Source organism: Antribacter soli, from assembly GCF_021568775.1.
Taxonomy (GTDB): domain Bacteria; phylum Actinomycetota; class Actinomycetes; order Actinomycetales; family Cellulomonadaceae; genus Antribacter; species Antribacter soli.
Map to the genome: position 1 here is coordinate 19,653 of NZ_JAKGSG010000022.1, position 16,214 is coordinate 35,866.

At 72.4% G+C, this 16,214-nt stretch carries 17 protein-coding genes and 1 riboswitch; of the genes, 7 read left to right on the plus strand and 10 right to left on the minus strand.

Annotated elements, in window-relative coordinates:
- Positions 1–59: 59 nt before the first annotated feature.
- Together L1785_RS05980 and L1785_RS05985 are read right to left on the minus strand one after the other, a co-directional pair.
- Positions 60–281 (minus strand): hypothetical protein, encoded by a 222-nt coding sequence (locus tag L1785_RS05980; protein ID WP_236088294.1) that lies wholly within the window; start codon positions 279–281, stop codon positions 60–62.
- A gap of 304 nt (positions 282–585) precedes the next feature.
- A complete protein-coding gene (locus L1785_RS05985; RefSeq protein WP_236088295.1) occupies positions 586–1,377 on the minus strand; it encodes an ion transporter in 792 nt (263 codons plus the stop codon).
- 133 nt (positions 1,378–1,510) lie between these two features.
- Here L1785_RS05985 and L1785_RS05990 point away from each other — a divergent pair, with 133 nt between their 5' ends.
- Complete coding sequence (locus L1785_RS05990; protein WP_236088296.1) at positions 1,511–1,774, plus strand: GlsB/YeaQ/YmgE family stress response membrane protein; 264 nt, start codon at positions 1,511–1,513, stop codon at positions 1,772–1,774.
- An 85-nt stretch (positions 1,775–1,859) separates the two neighbouring features.
- Here L1785_RS05990 and L1785_RS05995 read toward each other — a convergent pair whose 3' ends face one another.
- Positions 1,860–2,228 carry a winged helix-turn-helix transcriptional regulator gene (locus L1785_RS05995; protein WP_236088297.1) on the minus strand — a complete coding sequence of 123 codons (369 nt, stop codon included), beginning with the start codon at positions 2,226–2,228 and terminating at the stop codon, positions 1,860–1,862.
- A 129-nt stretch (positions 2,229–2,357) separates the two neighbouring features.
- Between L1785_RS05995 and L1785_RS06000 the strand changes: the two genes are divergently transcribed.
- Together L1785_RS06000 and L1785_RS06005 are read left to right on the plus strand one after the other, a co-directional pair.
- On the plus strand, positions 2,358–2,708 hold the full coding sequence (locus tag L1785_RS06000; RefSeq protein WP_236088298.1) for a DoxX family protein: 351 nt from the start codon (positions 2,358–2,360) through the stop codon (positions 2,706–2,708).
- Positions 2,709–2,781: 73 nt separating this feature from the next.
- Positions 2,782–4,008, plus strand: coding sequence for a hypothetical protein (locus L1785_RS06005; RefSeq protein WP_236088299.1), 1,227 nt, complete (start codon positions 2,782–2,784; stop codon positions 4,006–4,008).
- A 153-nt stretch (positions 4,009–4,161) separates the two neighbouring features.
- Here the strand turns inward: L1785_RS06005 and L1785_RS06010 are convergent, their stop codons facing one another.
- Positions 4,162–4,845, minus strand: coding sequence for a C40 family peptidase (locus L1785_RS06010; RefSeq protein ID WP_236088300.1), 684 nt, complete (start codon positions 4,843–4,845; stop codon positions 4,162–4,164).
- A gap of 3 nt (positions 4,846–4,848) precedes the next feature.
- Positions 4,849–5,027, minus strand: a riboswitch (cyclic di-AMP (ydaO/yuaA leader).
- Positions 5,028–5,145: 118 nt separating this feature from the next.
- Here L1785_RS06010 and L1785_RS06015 point away from each other — a divergent pair.
- Positions 5,146–5,988 carry a hypothetical protein gene (locus tag L1785_RS06015; protein WP_236088301.1) on the plus strand — a complete coding sequence of 281 codons (843 nt, stop codon included), beginning with the start codon at positions 5,146–5,148 and terminating at the stop codon, positions 5,986–5,988.
- On the opposite strand, the gene L1785_RS06020 is transcribed toward L1785_RS06015, so the two are convergent.
- The 3 genes from L1785_RS06020 to L1785_RS06030 form a co-directional block, all read right to left on the minus strand.
- Positions 5,952–6,434 carry a GNAT family N-acetyltransferase gene (locus L1785_RS06020; RefSeq protein ID WP_236088302.1) on the minus strand — a complete coding sequence of 161 codons (483 nt, stop codon included), beginning with the start codon at positions 6,432–6,434 and terminating at the stop codon, positions 5,952–5,954. The two genes, L1785_RS06015 and L1785_RS06020, sit on opposite strands and share 37 nt — an antisense overlap.
- Before the next feature lie 180 nt (positions 6,435–6,614).
- Positions 6,615–7,364: a C40 family peptidase gene (locus tag L1785_RS23055; RefSeq protein WP_308113271.1), complete on the minus strand. Its 750-nt coding sequence runs from the start codon at positions 7,362–7,364 to the stop codon at positions 6,615–6,617.
- 255 nt (positions 7,365–7,619) lie between these two features.
- Positions 7,620–9,926, minus strand: coding sequence for a bifunctional metallophosphatase/5'-nucleotidase (locus L1785_RS06030; protein ID WP_236088303.1), 2,307 nt, complete (start codon positions 9,924–9,926; stop codon positions 7,620–7,622).
- 153 nt (positions 9,927–10,079) lie between these two features.
- Here L1785_RS06030 and L1785_RS06035 point away from each other — a divergent pair, with 153 nt between their 5' ends.
- Positions 10,080–11,171, plus strand: a complete 1,092-nt coding sequence (locus L1785_RS06035) for a DNA glycosylase AlkZ-like family protein (protein WP_236088304.1) — start codon at positions 10,080–10,082, stop codon at positions 11,169–11,171.
- A 72-nt stretch (positions 11,172–11,243) separates the two neighbouring features.
- Here the strand turns inward: L1785_RS06035 and L1785_RS06040 are convergent, their stop codons facing one another.
- Complete coding sequence (locus L1785_RS06040; protein ID WP_236088305.1) at positions 11,244–12,143, minus strand: NADP-dependent oxidoreductase; 900 nt, start codon at positions 12,141–12,143, stop codon at positions 11,244–11,246.
- Between the two features lie 147 nt (positions 12,144–12,290).
- On the opposite strand from L1785_RS06040, the gene L1785_RS06045 reads away from it, so the two are divergent.
- Entirely contained in the window at positions 12,291–12,716 is a 426-nt protein-coding gene (locus tag L1785_RS06045) for a four-helix bundle copper-binding protein (RefSeq protein ID WP_236088306.1), read from the plus strand.
- 53 nt (positions 12,717–12,769) lie between these two features.
- Here the strand turns inward: L1785_RS06045 and L1785_RS06050 are convergent, their stop codons facing one another.
- Positions 12,770–13,663 (minus strand): trypsin-like serine protease, encoded by an 894-nt coding sequence (locus tag L1785_RS06050; protein WP_236088307.1) that lies wholly within the window; start codon positions 13,661–13,663, stop codon positions 12,770–12,772.
- Positions 13,664–13,705: 42 nt separating this feature from the next.
- Positions 13,706–14,686: a helix-turn-helix transcriptional regulator gene (locus L1785_RS06055; protein ID WP_236088308.1), complete on the minus strand. Its 981-nt coding sequence runs from the start codon at positions 14,684–14,686 to the stop codon at positions 13,706–13,708.
- Positions 14,687–14,778: 92 nt separating this feature from the next.
- On the opposite strand from L1785_RS06055, the gene L1785_RS06060 reads away from it, so the two are divergent.
- On the plus strand, positions 14,779–15,909 hold the full coding sequence (locus L1785_RS06060) for an epoxide hydrolase family protein (protein ID WP_236088309.1): 1,131 nt from the start codon (positions 14,779–14,781) through the stop codon (positions 15,907–15,909).
- The last annotated feature ends 305 nt before the right edge of the window (positions 15,910–16,214 follow it).

The following is a 16,214-nucleotide window of genomic DNA, read 5'->3' on the forward strand; positions in this document are numbered from 1 at the left end:
GTCTGGATTGTGCAAATCTCCCTCGTGGTTTGCAATGGCCGGCGCCCGCACGGTGGCCGTCACCTCCGTGAGCCGTCGAAGGCCTCGGACACGACGTCGAGACCACGGGGACCGGCCGTCGCATGAATGACGGCGAGGGCGACCTCACAGGCTGCTGCGCACAGATCGGCCGCTCCCCAGGCGTCCGCCAGACGGTACAGGTTGACGGCGTCGCCGTCCGCGTACGCGCGCAGGTACTGGGCGCCCAGTCGGACCAGTTCCGGATGCTCGGTGTGAGTCATGCCCCATAGACGCTCGAACCCGGCGGATGTCACACCACTTCGGGCACCTTTTTGGGGAGGTTCCGTCCGGTTCGCGTGGCCCGACGTCGGCGCCGCCCCACACTGCGCTGCACCTCGGGCTCAGGCGGCGTTTTCTTGTTCGCCTGAGCCTGCGGTTCCGCTCCGGGCGGGTGCCTCGTCCCTCGGCCCCCACCCTGCGCTGCACCTCCGGCTCAGGCGGCGTTTTCTTGTTCGCCTGAGCCTGCGGTTCCGCTCCGGGCGGGTGCCTCGTCCCTCGGCCCCCACCCTGCGCTGCACCTCCGGCTCAGGCGATCAGGTCGCGGGGCTCCTCGCGCAGCTCGGCGACCTCCGCCCGCAGGGCGCGCAGCTCGGCGAGGATCAGGTCGTCCTTCGTGCCCACGGCCTCCAGCTCGTCCTGGACCTGGTGCTCCATGCCGCTGACGATCACGGCGATGAACAGGTTCAGTACCGCGAAGCTGACGACGAGGATGTAGACGACGAAGAAGACCCACGCGCCGGGGTGGCTGTCCATGACCTCGGCCGCGATGTCGGGCCACGCCTCGCCCGTCATGGTCTGGAACAGGGTGAACAGGGTGGTGCCCAGGTTGCCGAAGCGGTCCGGCGACGTCGCGCCGAACAGGTTGGTCGCGATGACCGCCGACACGTAGATCACGAGCGCGAGGAGGGCCCCCACCGACGCCATGCCCGGGACGGCCGCGAGCAGACCGGCGACGACGCGCCGCAACGACGGCACGGCGGAGACGAGGCGCAGCACCCGCAGGATCCGCAGCGCGCGCAGCACGGCGAGCGGCCCGGCCGCCGGGAGCAGCGAGATCCCGACGACGACCAGGTCGAAGACGCTCCAGGGGTCGCGGAAGAACCGCGGCCCGTGCGCGTACAGGCGCAATACCAGCTCCACGACGAAGAACGCGAGCATCGCGTGGTCCAGGACGTGCAGGGTCGACCCGGTGGCGCTCATCAGAGACCGCGACGTCTCCAGCCCGAGCAGCGCCGCGTTCGCCACGATCACCCAGATGACGATCATCTGGAACCGCTCGTGCTCCACGAGCGTGCGAACCTGCCCCCGGAACCCCACAGAACCCTCCTTCGCGCGCCCGCTTGACGAACCGGCAGCGTAACGCGGGCTTCCGGAGGTGAGTGACGCAGATCGGTGCCAATGTAGGTCTTGTAAGTATCGGACAGATCCACCGGACAGGAGGAACAACCCCATGGGGTTCTTCGCCTTCATTCTGCTCGGCCTGATCGCGGGCGCCATCGCCCGCGCCATCCTGCCGGGCCGCCAGCCGGGGGGCTGGTTCGTCACCCTCATCCTCGGCGTCCTCGGAGCCTTCCTCGGGGGCTGGCTCGGCGGTCTGATCTTCGACGTCGACTTCGATGAGTTCTTCTCGATCACCACGTGGCTCTGGGCGATCATCGGCGCCCTGATCGTCGTCTTCGTCTATCAGGCGATCCGTAACCGGGCGAGGGCCTGAACCTCGCCCGACAAGGGCTCGTCTCATGCACCAGAGGTGCCGTTCCTTCGGGGACGGCACCTCTGGTGCTCTCACGCGCGGGCTCTCACGCGCCGCGTTCCCGCGTGACCGCGTCGCCCAGGTCCGCCGAGTGGCGCCGGCCCCAGGCGGCGAGCGGCTCGAGGGCCGCCATGAGCTCGGCGCCGGCAGGGGTGGGCCGGTAGAGGATCTGGACCGGCATCGTCGGCACCACCTCGCGCTCGATGTAGCCCTGCCGTTCAAGCTCCCGGAGCCGGGCGGTGAGCAGCTTGTCGGAGATGCCCGGCACCGCGCGCCGGTACTCGCCGAAGCGACGGGCGCCGGCGACGCCCGCGAACAGGATCGCGCCCGACCAGCGTCGCCCCACGCTCTCGAGGGTCCTCTGGAAGGTTGTGCACTCGTCGTGCGAGATGGGCTCGCTGGTCTCGGAAGTCACTTACCCATGGTGAGTTGCTCACCCGGCATTTGGCAAGGTGGACGGCGGGACCGGACACTTGCGCCGGGTCGCCCCGCCGGGGCCGGCCCCCCGTCACCCAGGCCACCCCGCCCAGCCCTTGGAGCTCCCGTGCTCGTCGCCTCCGTCGTCGTCTCCGCCCTGCTCGCCCTCGTCACGTTCGCGTCGGGCGGCAACAAGATCGTCCGCAACAAGACGTTCGTCACGCAGCTCACCGGGCTCGGTGTCCCCGAAAAGTACATCCCGGTGCTCGGGACGCTGCTCGTGGCCGGCGGCGCCGGACTGGTCCTGGGCATCTGGTGGGCGCCGCTCGGCATCGCCGCCGCGGCAGCGCTCGCCCTGTACTTCCTCGGCGCGGTCGTGACGCACCTGCGGGCGGGCGACACGAAGGGCGTCGTCCCCGTCGTCGTGCTGACGCTGCTCTCGGCCGCCGCCCTGGTGCTGCGGGTCCTGTCGCTCTGACCTGGCCTTCCGCCGGCGTGTCGGTGCCCGTCACTATGGTGACCTGGTCCCGACACACCGTCCCGGAGGTCCCGTGGCTGCCGCCACCCTGATCCTGCCCGTGCTGCTCGCCGTGATCACGCTCGGCTCCGGCCTGGCGATCCTGCGCGGTACGGACCCTGCGGGCACCTCCGGGCGGGAGCAGGTCCTCGGCGGGCTGCTTCTCGCCGGTGCAGCCGGGCTCGTGCTCGGCTTCGCCTGGCCGTGGATCGGTGTGGTCGCCGCCGCCGGCCTGGCCGCGTACTTCGTCACCACGGTCGTCGGCCGGGTGCGCCGAACGGCCGTCGGCGTCGGCCAGGCCGCCCTCGCCGCGGTCCTGGCGGTCGCGGTCCTCGCCCTGGGCGTCGCCGGCATCGCCCGCGCCGGCGGTGCGGCCGGCTCGGGCGTCGCGACGCCGGACGCGCCCGGTCCGGTCAGCACCCTCGGTCCGGTGCCCGACGACGTCCTGGCCGCCCTTCGCGTCGAGCTGCGCCAAGGCCGGACCCAGTACGCGGGCCGCGAGGCCGTCCTGCACATCACGAACGACTCCGCGGAGACCCTCACCCTTCTCGACGGCTCGCTCGACGCCGAAGGCTTCGGCCCGTCGACGCCCACGAAGCCGGGCCGCGAGCTCGTCCTGCGCCCGGGTGCGGGACGCGACGTCTACCTGCGGCTCGGCGACCCGGTCTGCGCTCCGGGCGACGGGGCAGCCGACGCGGGCGAGCCGGCTCCGAGCACCCCTCCGGCAGCCACGGTGACCGTGGCCCTGGGTGACGGGGAGGGCCGGGGCGACCCGACCGCCGTCGGGCACCCGGTGGACGACCCGAACGGTCACCTGGCCCGCAACCATGCCGTCGACTGCGCCGTGACCGCGCTGGCGGCCGGCGCCACCCTGACCGTCGCGGACACGGTGCGGACCGAGGTCGGCGCCGGGGAGCCGGTCGCCGTCGTGACGGTGGACGTCTCGCCCGTTCCCGGCGGGCCCGAGGTCAGGGTGACGCGCATCGCCGGGACGACGCTCATGTCGGCGCCCGGGGGCATCGCCGCGTGGGAGGGCGCCGCGCTCGCCGGGCAGGACGCGGGCCGGATCGAGCTGTCCGTGGTGCCGACGCGGTGCGACCAGCACGCCGTCGCGGAGGACAAGCGCGGCACGTTCGTGCCGGTGCACGCGACGGTCGGCGGGGTGGAGCAGCACGTCGTCTACCTGACGATGCCCGATTCGGCGCGCGGCGACCTGTACGACTTCATCGGCGTCGCCTGCGGCTGGCCGGCCGCAGGCTGACCGACGACGACGGCCGTTGGGGCGGCCCCCGGGGGGGGGGCGGGCCCCGCCCCCGACCGGGGGGGGGGCCCCCCGCCGGCCCCCCCCCCCCCCCCGGGCTGGCCCGCCCCGGGGGGGGGCGCCCCCCCAACGGCCGCTACGTGCGTGGAGAGATCAGGCGACCCGGACGAAGACCGGGTTGTCCTGCCACATCTCGGTGTACCGGACGGGCTTGCCGGCCTCGTACGCCTCGATGACCATGCCGTTGCCCGCGTAGAGCGCGACGTGACCGGGCGTCCACACGATGTCGCCGGCCCTGGGGGTGCTGACGACGGTGCCGGAGTAGCGGAGGTCTGACGACGAGTGCGGCAGCGAGACGCCGAGCTTGCCGTAGACGTACTTGATGAGGCCGGAGCAGTCGAAGCCCTCGGCCGGGGTGTCGCCGCCCAGCACGTAGATGATGCCGACGTACTGGAGGGCGATGCTCACGGCGCGGTTGCCGATCGGGACCACCGGCTTGGGGGCCGGGGCCGGCGTCACGCTGACGGCGGCCTGCTCCACCGAGAAGGTGGCGTCGGACGCGACGGTGATGATCGGTGCGGCAGCGACCGCGGTCCGGGCAGTGGACGAGATGGCGTCGAGGTCCATCATCGTGACGCGGGTCTTGACGTCGGTCGCCGGTGCGGCGTGCGCCGAGGTGGCGAGCGTCGAGACGAGGACACCTGCTCCGGCGGCGGCGATGGCGCCCTTGCGGGCGAGCGCCCCGGCGTTCTCGGCCGCGGCGCGAGCGACGATGGTGATGGGGGTCGTGATGGGTCGGTCCGCCCGATGGCGGCCTCGAGGGGTGGCAGTCGTCACCTGATTGTCTCCTGTGGCCGCCTGCGAGGTGAGCTGTCGGGTTCGGGTGGGAGATGCTGGCACCCGGCCGTACGGTCACTGGGGTTCCCGTCCGGCTTCACCCCGAGGACGCCGTCTCCGGCGCCCGGTGGTGGTTCCCCCGTCCCTGTCATGTCTTCCTGGTCGTGGGGCGGTGACAGGGCTCGGCGGCCGTCCCACGACTTCGCCGGGCGGCGAAGCGAGACCGAACGTACACTGTGCGGCTCGCATTGTCACGATCGGGTCACGGGGGGCGGCGCGGAGGGTGTACGTTCGGGCGCCATGGCCGACACCGAGTCCCGGATCCCCGCGTGGGGAGCCCTGCCGCTGTCCGCGCTCGCCTGGTGGGTGGGCGGGTTCCTGCCATGGCTCCTCCAGGAGGTGTACCGGCTGGAGGGCTTCGACCCGCTTCCGGTCGCGCCCGGTGCGGCGGTGGCCGGGGTGGCGTCGATGGGGCTGCTGGGCGGCGTTCTCGCCGGGGCGTGCGCCCGCCGGGCGGAGTCCCGGCTGTGGGGCACCGTGGCCGCGGCGGTCAGCACCGTGGTGACGTTCGCCGGCGTGACGTGGTGGCAGTCGGTCACGGTGGGAGTCGAGCGGGACGCGGTGCTCCTGGCCGGTACGGCGACGGCGGTCGGCCTGGCGCTCGGCCTGCTGGTGGCGACCGGCCCCGTGTGGCTGCGCGGCACGGCCCTCGCCCTGCCCGTGGTCCTGCTGGACGGGTGGGTCCGGGGTCTGGTCCCCGACGCCGCCGTGGAGCCGCACGGCACGTGGTGGGTGCTGGCGATCGGACTGGGCGTGGCGCTCGGCCTGACGGCGGGCACGCGGCCCCTGCAGATCCTGGGCTGGATCCCGGCCGCGCTCGCGGTGTGGGTTGCGCAGGCGTACGTCGCCGCGCTGCAGGACGCGCCGTTCCTCCTCACGGAGCCGGGCAGCGTGCTGGACGCGCTGGGTGGTCTCGTGCGGAACCTCGGCACCGACGGCGCGGAGCACCAGCTGCTCGGCTGGGTGGCGGGCCTGCTCCTGGCCGGGGCGATCGCGGCGCTGCGCCTCTCGCGGGGCGCAGCGCCGGAGACGGACGAGACGGAGGACTACCCGGCGTTCCGGGCGGAGGGCGTGAGCCTGTAGACCGCCGTCGGGCGGAGCTCGAAGCCGGCCCGGCGGTTGAGCACCTGCGCCTCGGTGCGGGACATCCGGGACGCGAGGTCGATGTCGTGGGCGCCCCGGGCGGCGGCGTGCCGGATCGCCGCCACGACGAGCACCTCGGCCACGTTCCGTCCTCGGGCGTCCTCGTCGACGACGAGATCCTCGATCCAGGCGCGGCGCCCGCTGGCGAGCGGGAAGACCGCGATGGTCACGGTCCCGACGATCACGCCGTCGACCTTCGCGAGGAGCATGGTCGTGGCGTCGGAGGTGACGATCTCCTTCAAGGTGGCCTCGGCGACCTCTTCGGGGGCGCCCGGGACGGCGACGGCGAGCTGGGGGGCGAGCCGTGCCCAGGCCGCGACGAGCTCGGGACCGACGGTCTCGGCGACTTCGACGGTGACCTCGGTCGATACTGCAGCAGCATCCATGGGCGCTGAGCGTAGTGGGCGAGATCGAGTCGTTCTGCACATGTCGCCCGGCGTGAGACGGCGGCCGGCTGCGGCCAGGCCCACCGCGTGGAGCGGACGGGCGCGAAGAACCTGCCGAAGCAGAACGGGCCGGGTGCGTCGCACCCGGCCCGGTCAACCGGCGCCAGGCGCCGGGATGTCTCAGTAGACGCGGAGGACCGTGTAGCTGTCCTGCCAGATCGGCGCGTAGCGCGAGGCCGTGCCCGCGTAGACCGCCTCGACCTGCATGCCGTCGCCGGCGTAGATCGCGATGTGGCCGGGCGACCAGAGGAGGTCGCCGGGGAGCATCTCGGACGCCGGGATCACGGTGCCCATGTCGCGGATCGCCGACGACGAGTGCGGCACGTAGATGCCGAGCTGTGCGTAGACGTAGCTCACGAGGCCGGAGCAGTCGAAGCCCTCCGCCGGCGAGGAGCCGCCGGAGACGTAGCGGATGCCGGTCAGCTGGAGAGCCACCGACACCGCGCGCGCCCCGATGGAGCCGTCCGTGGACACGGTCACGCTCGGGACCGCCGTGCGCTCGGTGGTGCGGGACGTGGCCTCGGTCCGCGACACCGTCTCCGCCGCGCCAGCCGGCGCCGTGACCTGCACGGCCGCCGACTCGACGGCGAACGGCGCATCGGACGCCACCGCGATGACGGGTGCCGCCGCGAGGGCCTCGCGGGCCTGGGAGGTCAGGGCGTCGAAGTCGACGGTGCTGATCTTCGCGGGTTCGCTGTGGGTGGCCGCCTGCGCGCCCGGTGCGAGCGCGGTGGCGACGAGGCCGGACGATGCGGCGGCGACGAGCACGCTCCTGCGAGCGGCGGCGCCTGCGGTCCGGGACAGCGTGGTGAGAGGGGTGATGGGCGCTCGGTCGGCGCGATGTCGTCCGCGTCCGTCGGTATAGCTCACCAAGGGTCTCCAGTCAGTTCCGGGGAACGTGGTCCCGGTCCGCCGAGGTGGCGTTCCGTGGCCGCGGCTGCGCTTTCCGGGGAGCGTAGCGAGACCGACGGTACAAGGACCATCGCCGGTTGTCACAATGTGATCACGGAAGGCACACACTATCTTTTTGCAGGCGCCTCGTGAAAATTCGTGACACCGCAGGTGGCGCGCGACGGAGGGCGGGCCGGGACGGAGTGTCGCACCCCGCCCCGGCCCACCCGTGTGTCAGCACCGGGTCAGTACCGGCCCGACCTTGGCATCGGACGTGACGCGGATCGTCACCGTCGTCGCAGCCGCCTCCACTGCCGCGTCGCCGAGGTACCGGACCTCGATCGCGACCGTGCCCTTCCGGAACGGCCCGACCCGCAGCTCGGCCGCGCCGTCGGCCAGCTCCGCCGAGTCCAGGACGACCCCGTTGACGACCGCCTCGACGGTGCCCGTCGGGACCAGGCCGGCGGCACCGACCGTGACGTCCAGCGTGGCGACGTCCTTCTTGTGCTTGATCGTGGCGGGCGCCTCGACCGCCAGCGTCGGGACCGCCTGCACGACCGTCACGGGCACGACCGTGCTGGTGCCCGTGGCAGCGCCGGTCAGGACCAGCTCGGCCGGGCCGACCGGCGTGCTCGCCGGGAGCACGACGTCCACGGAGGCAGTGCCGTAGTCGTCGAAGGTCGCGGTCCCGATCGTGGTGTCCACCGGGAAGGTGCCGAGCTCGGCGCCGCCGAGCGACACCGTGACCGCCGTGTCCTTGACGTCCGAGGCGCCCGACATCGTCCATGAGGACACCCCGAAGGCCACGTGCGCGCCCGGCGTGTAGGTCGCCGGAGCGCCCGCCGGGAACGACACGCCGACCGCGCGCTGCGTGTAGTCGACGGGCAGCGCCTTCAGACTGGCGAACTCGTCGAGGTAGTCCACCATCGCGGTCAGGTCGATCTTGCCGGTGTCGCGCTTGCCGGTGCCGCCCGCGAAGGCGCGGAAGTTGTCGCCACCCGACGCGAGGAACGAGTTCACCGTGACGGAGTACGACGCCGTGAGGTCGAGCGGGGCGCCGTCGAGCCACATGCCGGTGATGCGGTCACCCTCCGGCCGGGCGGCGTCGAACGTGTAGGTGAAGCCTTCGGACACACCCAGCCGCAGGAACGGACGCGTCGGCACGTTGCCGGCGCTGTCCCGCTGCCACTGCTGCTCCAGCGCGCTCTTGACCTGCGCCCCGGTCAGGGACATGTTCACCAGCGTGTTCGCGAACGGCTGGACCACGGCCGCCTGCTTGTAGGTCAGGGTGCGCGGGAACGGGCCCGTGCCGGTGCCCGCCATGTCGGCACGCAGGCCACCGGGGTTCATGAACGCGATCTGCGCCGCGCCCGACTCCGGGGCCGACGTCGCCCACTGCTGCACCTCGGCGACCAGGTTGCCCAGAGTGGACTCGCCGCCGCGGTTCTCGGAGCCGCTCGCGAGCTTCGCGCGGTCGAACGAGCCGGCGATCTGGCCCAGCGGCTGCGCGCCGAGCACGCCGGCCTGCGCCACGGCGTCGCTGACCAGCGACGTGACGGCCGGGTCCGCCGGGTACCGGCCGGCGAGCGCCAGCAGGGTCTGCGTCTTCCCGACGACCTCGCCGGTCTCCGGGTCGACCGAGAAGACGAGCTGGTTCAGGTTGTAGCCGTACTGGCCGGCCGAGACGACGGGACGCTCGGTGACCGCGCGGCCGGACCACCCGGCGACGGGGAACGCGCAGTTGTAGGCGAGGTGCGTGTGCCCGGACACGATCGCGTCCACGTCGGCGCTCGTGTCGTTGACGATGTCGGCGAACGCGCCGGAGTCGTCCATCGTGGCGCAGTCCGTGGAGGGGGCGCCTTCGTGCACGAGCAGCACGACGACGTCGGCGCCCTCCGCCTTCAGGATGCCGGCCTCCTCGTTCACCGAGGTCACGATGTCGGTGACCTCCAGCTCGGCGATCCCGGCCGGGCTGACGAGCGCCGGCAGCTCCTCGGTCACGGCGCCGACGAAGCCGACCTGGACGCCGCCCATCTCCTTGATCCAGGTGGCGGGCACGGCGTCGTCCCCGGTGGCGCGGAACTTCACGTTTGCGCCGATGTACTGCCACTGCGCGCCGCCGAACGGGTTCGTGACGGGGTCGTAGGGGGCCATGACGCGGTTCACGAGGTCCGCGTAGCCCTGGTCGAACTCGTGGTTGCCCACGGCCGAGACCTCGAGGCCCGCCGCGTTGAGGGCGTCGATCGTCGGCTTGTCCTGCTGGATGAAGGACTCGAACGTCGAGGCGCCGATGAGGTCGCCTGCGGCCGCGAAGACCGTGTTCGGGTTCGCGGCACGTAGCTGCTGCACGGCGCCGGCGAGGACGGCCGCGCCGGCCTCGGAGCCGCTGGCCTGGATGCGGCCGTGGAAGTCGTTCGTGGCCAGGACCTGGATATCGACGGCGTCGGCCGCCTGGGCCGGGGCCAGCGCGAGGCCGCTCAGGCCGCTCACCGTCAGGCCGAGGCAGACCGCCCCGGCGAGACGGGTACGAGCTGGGGACATGGTGGTGCTCCTACCGGGAAAGGGGAGGGAGATGAGGGGGTCGAGCGACCACACCGTACCGCCGGATTGTTGCGAATAGTCGCTCTTAGCGGGCGGAATTTGAGCCGTGTTCAGTAGATGTTCAGACCGGTGAGCCCGACTAGCCTCGGTGCCATGGCCACGATCCGGCTCACCCGGCAGGAGGCGCGGCGCATCGCGGTGCGCGGGCAGCTCCTGGACGCCCGGCGTCCGACGGACCTGATCGCCATGGTGGAGCACCTGACGTTCCTGCCGGTGGACCCGACGAACGCGATCGCGCCCGCCGTCGACCTGCTGTCCTGGTCCCGGATGGGTCGGGCGTACTGGCCGGGCGCCGTGGACGACGCCGTCTCCGACAGGATGCTGTACCAGCTCGTCGGGACGGTCCGCTCGATGGCAGACCTGCCGCTTTACCTCGCCGAGATGGCGGCCTGGCCGCCCCCGGAGCAGCCGCACGGGCAGCGCTGGCTGGCGGCGAACGACGCGTTCCGGCGGGACGTCCTCGCCCGCATCGCGGCCGAGGGGCCGCTGCTGTCCCGGGAGATCCCTGATACGGCAGCGGTGCCGTGGGAGTCGAGCGGGTGGACCGGCAACCGCAGCGTCAACCTCATGCTCGAGCTGCTGAGCGTGCGGGGTCTGGTGGCGATCTCCGGCCGCGCCAAGCGCGAGCGGCTCTGGGACCTCGCCGAGCGGGTGTACCCGCCGATGGAGGCCGTACCGCTGGAGGAGGCCAGGGCCGAGCGCGCCCGGCGCCGGATGCAGGCCCTGGGGATCTCGCGCCCGAAGATTCCGGCGAACGCGGCGGGCGAGGGCTGGTACGCCTTCCCTGCGGGCGCGCCGGCTGAGGTCGAGGGGGTCGACGGCGCCTGGGTGGTCGACCCGGACGCGGTCGCGGCCCTCGACGAGTACGAGCCCCGTACGGCGCTGATCTCTCCGTTCGACCGCCTCGTCCACGACCCGGCCCGTCGCGCCGACCTCTTCGACTTCGACTACGTCCTCGAGATGTACAAGCCGGCCGCGAAGCGCCGCTGGGGCTACTTCGCCCTGCCGATCGTGCACGGGGAGCGCTTCGTGGGGAAGGTGGACGCGACGGCCGACCGCAGGTCCGGCGTCCTGCGGGTCACGGCGATCCACGAGGACCTGCCGTTCTCGGCGGAGGTGGGCGACGCGGTCGACGCCGAGCTGGCGGACCTCGCGCGCTGGCTCCACCTCGACCTCGACCGATAGTCCGCCTCGAGAACACCGTCCGGTATCGCGGAGCTGGCCCGAGCGATGCCTGTTCTCGAGGCGGACCCAGCGTCACGGCACGAGGACGACCTTTCCGCCCGCGTGACCGCCGCCGACGAGGCGGTGCGCCTCGGCCGCCTCCGTGAACGGCAGCACGGCCGCGACGGGGACCGACACCTCGCCGCGGGCGACGCGGCCGAGCAGGTCGGCCAGGTCCGCGGCAGACGGCTCGCTGCGTTCATTGAACTCGACGCCCAGCTCGTGGGCGGCCGGGTCGGCGATGGTCAGGACGCGGTCGGTGCCGCCGCGCAGCGTGATGCTGTCCGGCAGCGCGCCGCGGCCTGCGGCGTCGAACACCGCGTCGACCCCCTGCGGGGCGAGGGCACGGACCCGCTCGACGAGGCCCTCGCCGTAGGTCGTGGGCGTGGCGCCGAACGCCGCCACGCGCGACTGGTTGCCCGCCGACGCCGTGCCGATCACGGTGACGCCGTCCGCGACGGCGAGCTGGGTCGCAACTCCGCCCACACCGCCGCTCGCTCCGTGCACGAGCAGCGTCTCGCCCGGTAACACCGCGAGGAGGCGCAGCGCACGGCGGGCGGCCTCACCCACCACGGGCAGCGCTGCCGCCTGGGAAGCGTCGAGGCCGTCAGGCACCGGTGCACACAGGTTCAGGAGCGCCAGCTCCGCATAGCCGCGGCTCGTCCACCCGGCGACGCGATCGCCCGGGGTGACGCCCTCGACGCCCTCGCCGACCTGGTCGACGACGCCCGCGACCTCTACCCCGAGGACTGCCGGGAGCTTCGTGCGGAACACGCCCTCCATGGCGCCCGACCGGACCTTCCCGTCGAAGCGATTGACCGCGGCGGCCTCGACCCGGACGCGGACCTGGCCGGGTCCGGCCTCCGGCTCCCGCACCTCGCCGACGTGCAGGACCTCCGGTCCGCCGAACTGGTCGATGACGACTGCTCGCATGGTGCCATCTCAGGCGTTCACTGGTTCGTGGTCAAGAGAGGGATGGTCGCCGTGGCCGCGCGGCCGCGTGCGAGTGGCGGCTCACGCTCCTAGCGTCAAGGGGACGTCGCTCCCGTTCCGGCGAACGACCCGATCCGGAGGTGAGTGATGAACACGAACGAGATGCTCAAGGCGTACCCGCACGAGGTAGAGACCGACGTGAATCTCGTCGCGCGAGTGGTCGACGCCCTCAACGAGTGCGCCGAGGCCTGTACGGCCTGCGCCGACGCGTGTCTTGCGGAGGTCTACATCGGCGACCTGCGCCTGTGTATCCGCACCGACCTCGACTGCGCCGACAGCTCCATGGCGCTCGCCCGCATGCTCACCCGCCGGCTCGGGTTCCCGGGTGCCGTGATCATGGCGCACCTGCAGGCCACCATCGTCGCGTCCAGCACCTGCGCGGTCCAGTGCGAGCAGCACGCCGAGATGCACGACCACTGCCGGCTCTGTGCCGAGGCGTGCCGCACGGCCGAGGCGGCGTGTCGCGAGCTGCTGTCCGCGATGGAGTCGGCCGCGAAGGTGGTGCCGGCCTGAGGCCCTCCCGGGTACCCGGCGGGCAACCGGGAGGGCGCCGGGTACCCGGCAGGTCAGCGTCCGGGGAGCGTGACGAAGGGCTCCAGGAAGGCCCGGGCCGACGGGCTGTCGAGGCGGTAGGCCACGTTGGTGGCGTAGCACGGAGTGTCGCCCGTGATGGTGGTGGCCGCGAGGACGAGCTCGCCGTCGAGCTCGACGAAGTTCGGGCCCCCCGAGTCGCCGTAGCAGGCGCCGCCGTTGCCCTGCGGTGCGGTCATCGCCAGGCGCACCCACGTCTTGTTGAGGGCGTCGAAGTCGACGGGCGCCTTGAGGCGCACGCCGCCGCCCGGGTGCGTCTGGCCGCCCGGCTGGCGCACCGCCTCCTGGGTGCCGTACCCGGCGACGGTCCACTCGGCCGCGTCGAGCGCGCGGCTGCCGAGCGCGTCCAGCGCGCCCGCGGCGGGAAGCGTGGCGGGCACGAAGTCCCAGACGTCGGCGGGCGTCACCGAGCGGGCCGCGAAGTCGATGACGCCGATGTCGTGGGAGTCGGACGCGGTGCCCGGGTAGGCGGCATCCTGGAACGTGTCGCCCTCGACCAGCTTCCCGGCGGCGAGGAGGGTCGCGGCCTGCTCGTCCGGCGTTCCCGACGTCGTGTCGAACAGGGCCTGGACGTCCTGCTCGAGCGAGACGAAGAAACGGGTCCCGGCAGGCCAGTCGTCGGTGCAGTGCGCGGCCGTGAGGTAGGTGTCGGCGTCGATCATCGTGCCGCTGCACACCCAGTCGAGGCGGTCGGCGACACCGTCGTCGGTCCGGTCCCAGAGGGCGACGAACGCGCCGGTCTCGGTGCGCTCCGGTGCCGGGGACGCGTTGTACGAGTTGATCGCGGAGGCCTGGCCCGCGGTGAGGGCGGTCGCGCCGAGGGCGACGGCCGTGCCGAGAAGGAGAGCTGCTGGACGGGGTGTGCGCATGGCTCGTGGCCTTTTGTCGGTTCCGGTGTGGTTGCCCGGATCCTAGGGGCGCGGGTGAAGCGGGCGGAAGGGCTGTGCCCGCGAGGCGCGCGCGTAGCGAGCGGCCAGCTCCCGGACGTGGTCGACGAGCTCCGGAGGTTCCTCGATCGTGAAGTCGAGGCCCAGCATGCTGGTCCAGACGGCGACGATCTCCAGGCTGTCCCCGCCTGTGACGAGCACGCAGCGGCCGTCGGGCAATGGCTCGACCGTGCCGACGGTGGGGTTGATGCGGGCGAGGACCTCGTCCGCCGCGGCGTCCAGCACGATGCGTGCGTGCACGGCCCACCCGGTCCGCGCCACCTCGCGCACCACGAACTCCGTCAGGTCACCGGGGAACGGCTGCGGCACGAACCGGCCGCCGCCGGGGGTCTTGAGCCGCAGCCAGTCGACCCGGTACGGCGCCCACTCGCCGGTGGTCCGGTCGCGACCCACGAGGTACCAGCGGCGCTGCCAGGCGACCACCTGGTACGGCTCGATCTCCGCGCGCTCCCCGCGGAAGTCGCAGCGGACCGTCTGGTGGTCGCGGATCGCCGCGGCCAGCTCGTTGAGGACCGCTGCCTCGACGACGGGGTCCTCCACGTTGGAGTCGGTGTTGACCGGGCCGGCGCTCGTCGCGTCGCGGAGCGCGGTCAGACGCCGGCGAAGCCGGTCGGGCAGCACCTGCTCCAGCTTCGTGAGGGCCCGGGTGCCGGTCTCCTCGAACCCCGCCATCCCCGTGGCGGCCCGCAGCCCGACCGCGACGGCGACCGCCTCGTCGTCATCCAGGAGCAGCGGAGGCAGCTTGGCGCCGGCGCCGAGCCGGTAGCGGCCGCCCGGCCCGCGCACGGCGTCCACCGGGTAGTCCAGGTCGCGCAGGCGCGCGACGTCGTTGCGGATCGTGCGGTCCGTGACACCGAGGCGTTCCGCGAGCTCGGCACCGGACCAGTCGGCGCGCGACTGCAGGAGCCCGAGCAGTGCGAGCAGACGCGCGGAGGTCGTCGACATTCGTCGAGAATAACGGAAAGAACCGTTCCTGAATGATTCGTAGCGTTGTTCTCAGCAGCCCGCACAGGAGCTGGTCCACAAGGAGGAGCACCATGAACGCCACGACCGACATCCGCCCGTTCACCGTCGCCGTCCCGCAGAGCGACCTGGACGACCTGCAGCGGCGCCTCGAGCAGACCCGTTTCGCCCCCGCAGCGCCCGGCGACTCGTGGGACTACGGCACGCCGGAGTCGTACCTGCGCGAGATGGTCGGCTACTGGAAGGACGGCTTCGACTGGCGCGCGCAGGAGGCGCGGATCGACGCGTTCCCGAACTTCCTCACCGAGATCGACGGGCAGACGATCCACTTCCTGCACGTGCGGTCCACGGTGCCCGGCGCCAGGGCCCTGGTGCTCACCCACAGCTACCCCGGTTCGATCATCGACTTCCTCGACGTGATCGGGCCGCTCACCGACCCCGTGGCGCACGGTGGCCGGGCGGAGGACGCCTTCGACGTCGTCGTCCCGTCGATCCCCGGGTTCGGCTTCAGCACCCCGCTGGCCGACGGCGGCTGGACCATCGCCCGCGTGGCGCGCACCTGGGACGTCCTGATGCGCCGTCTCGGATACGACTCCTACGGCGCTCACGGCAGCGACGCGGGCGCGATGGTCTCGCGCGAGCTCGCCGTGCTGGACCCCGAGGGCTTCCTCGGAGCGCACGTGCTGCAGCTCTTCTCGTTCCCGAACGGCACGCCGGGCGAGATGGACGGGTTCGGGCCGAAGGAGTTCGCGGCGCTGGGGCACCTGCAGTGGTTCCAGAGCGTGGGCGGCTACAACTCGATGAACGGCACCCGTCCGCAGACCGTCGCCGCCGGCCTCACCGACTCGCCAGTCGGCCAGCTCGCCTACAGCGAGCTGTTCGAGAACTTCGGCAACGGCACCAGCCTGGTCACCCGCGACCAGGTCCTCGCCCAGGTGAGCCTCTACTGGCTGACCAGCACGGCAGCGACGTCGGTGCGGTACCACTTCGAGGACCAGCGGTCCGGCGCGGAGCCGGTCGTGAGCACGGGGCGCATCGGCGTCGCGGTCTTCAAGGACGACTTCCAGACGATCCGGGCCTTCGCCGAGCGCGACAACGCCAACATCGTGCACTGGGCCGAGTACCCGAAGGGAGGGCACTACGCGGCCATGGAGGCGCCGGAGGACCTGGTCGCGGACCTGCGGGTGTTCTTCGCGGGGGTGTGACGACCGGAACGGACGACCACTGGCGACCATGGACGGGCCCACTACCTCGGCATCGAGATGGTGCCGAGGTAGTGGGCCCGTCGGACGGCACCCCTACCTCGCGGGCCCGGGCCGGCTGTGCCGGCGCACAGTCAATGAATCTCTTCATGGGCGCCCGTGGCGGTCCGCAGCTATTTCTCGGGGCAAGTCTCGACGTGGTCGCATTGATTTCGACGACGACGGCCCGTGATCCCAGGAAATGCTCCGGAGTGCGTCAAACACTTCCCCGTTGCGGGGTGTCTCACCAGTGCTTATGTTGGCGGGGC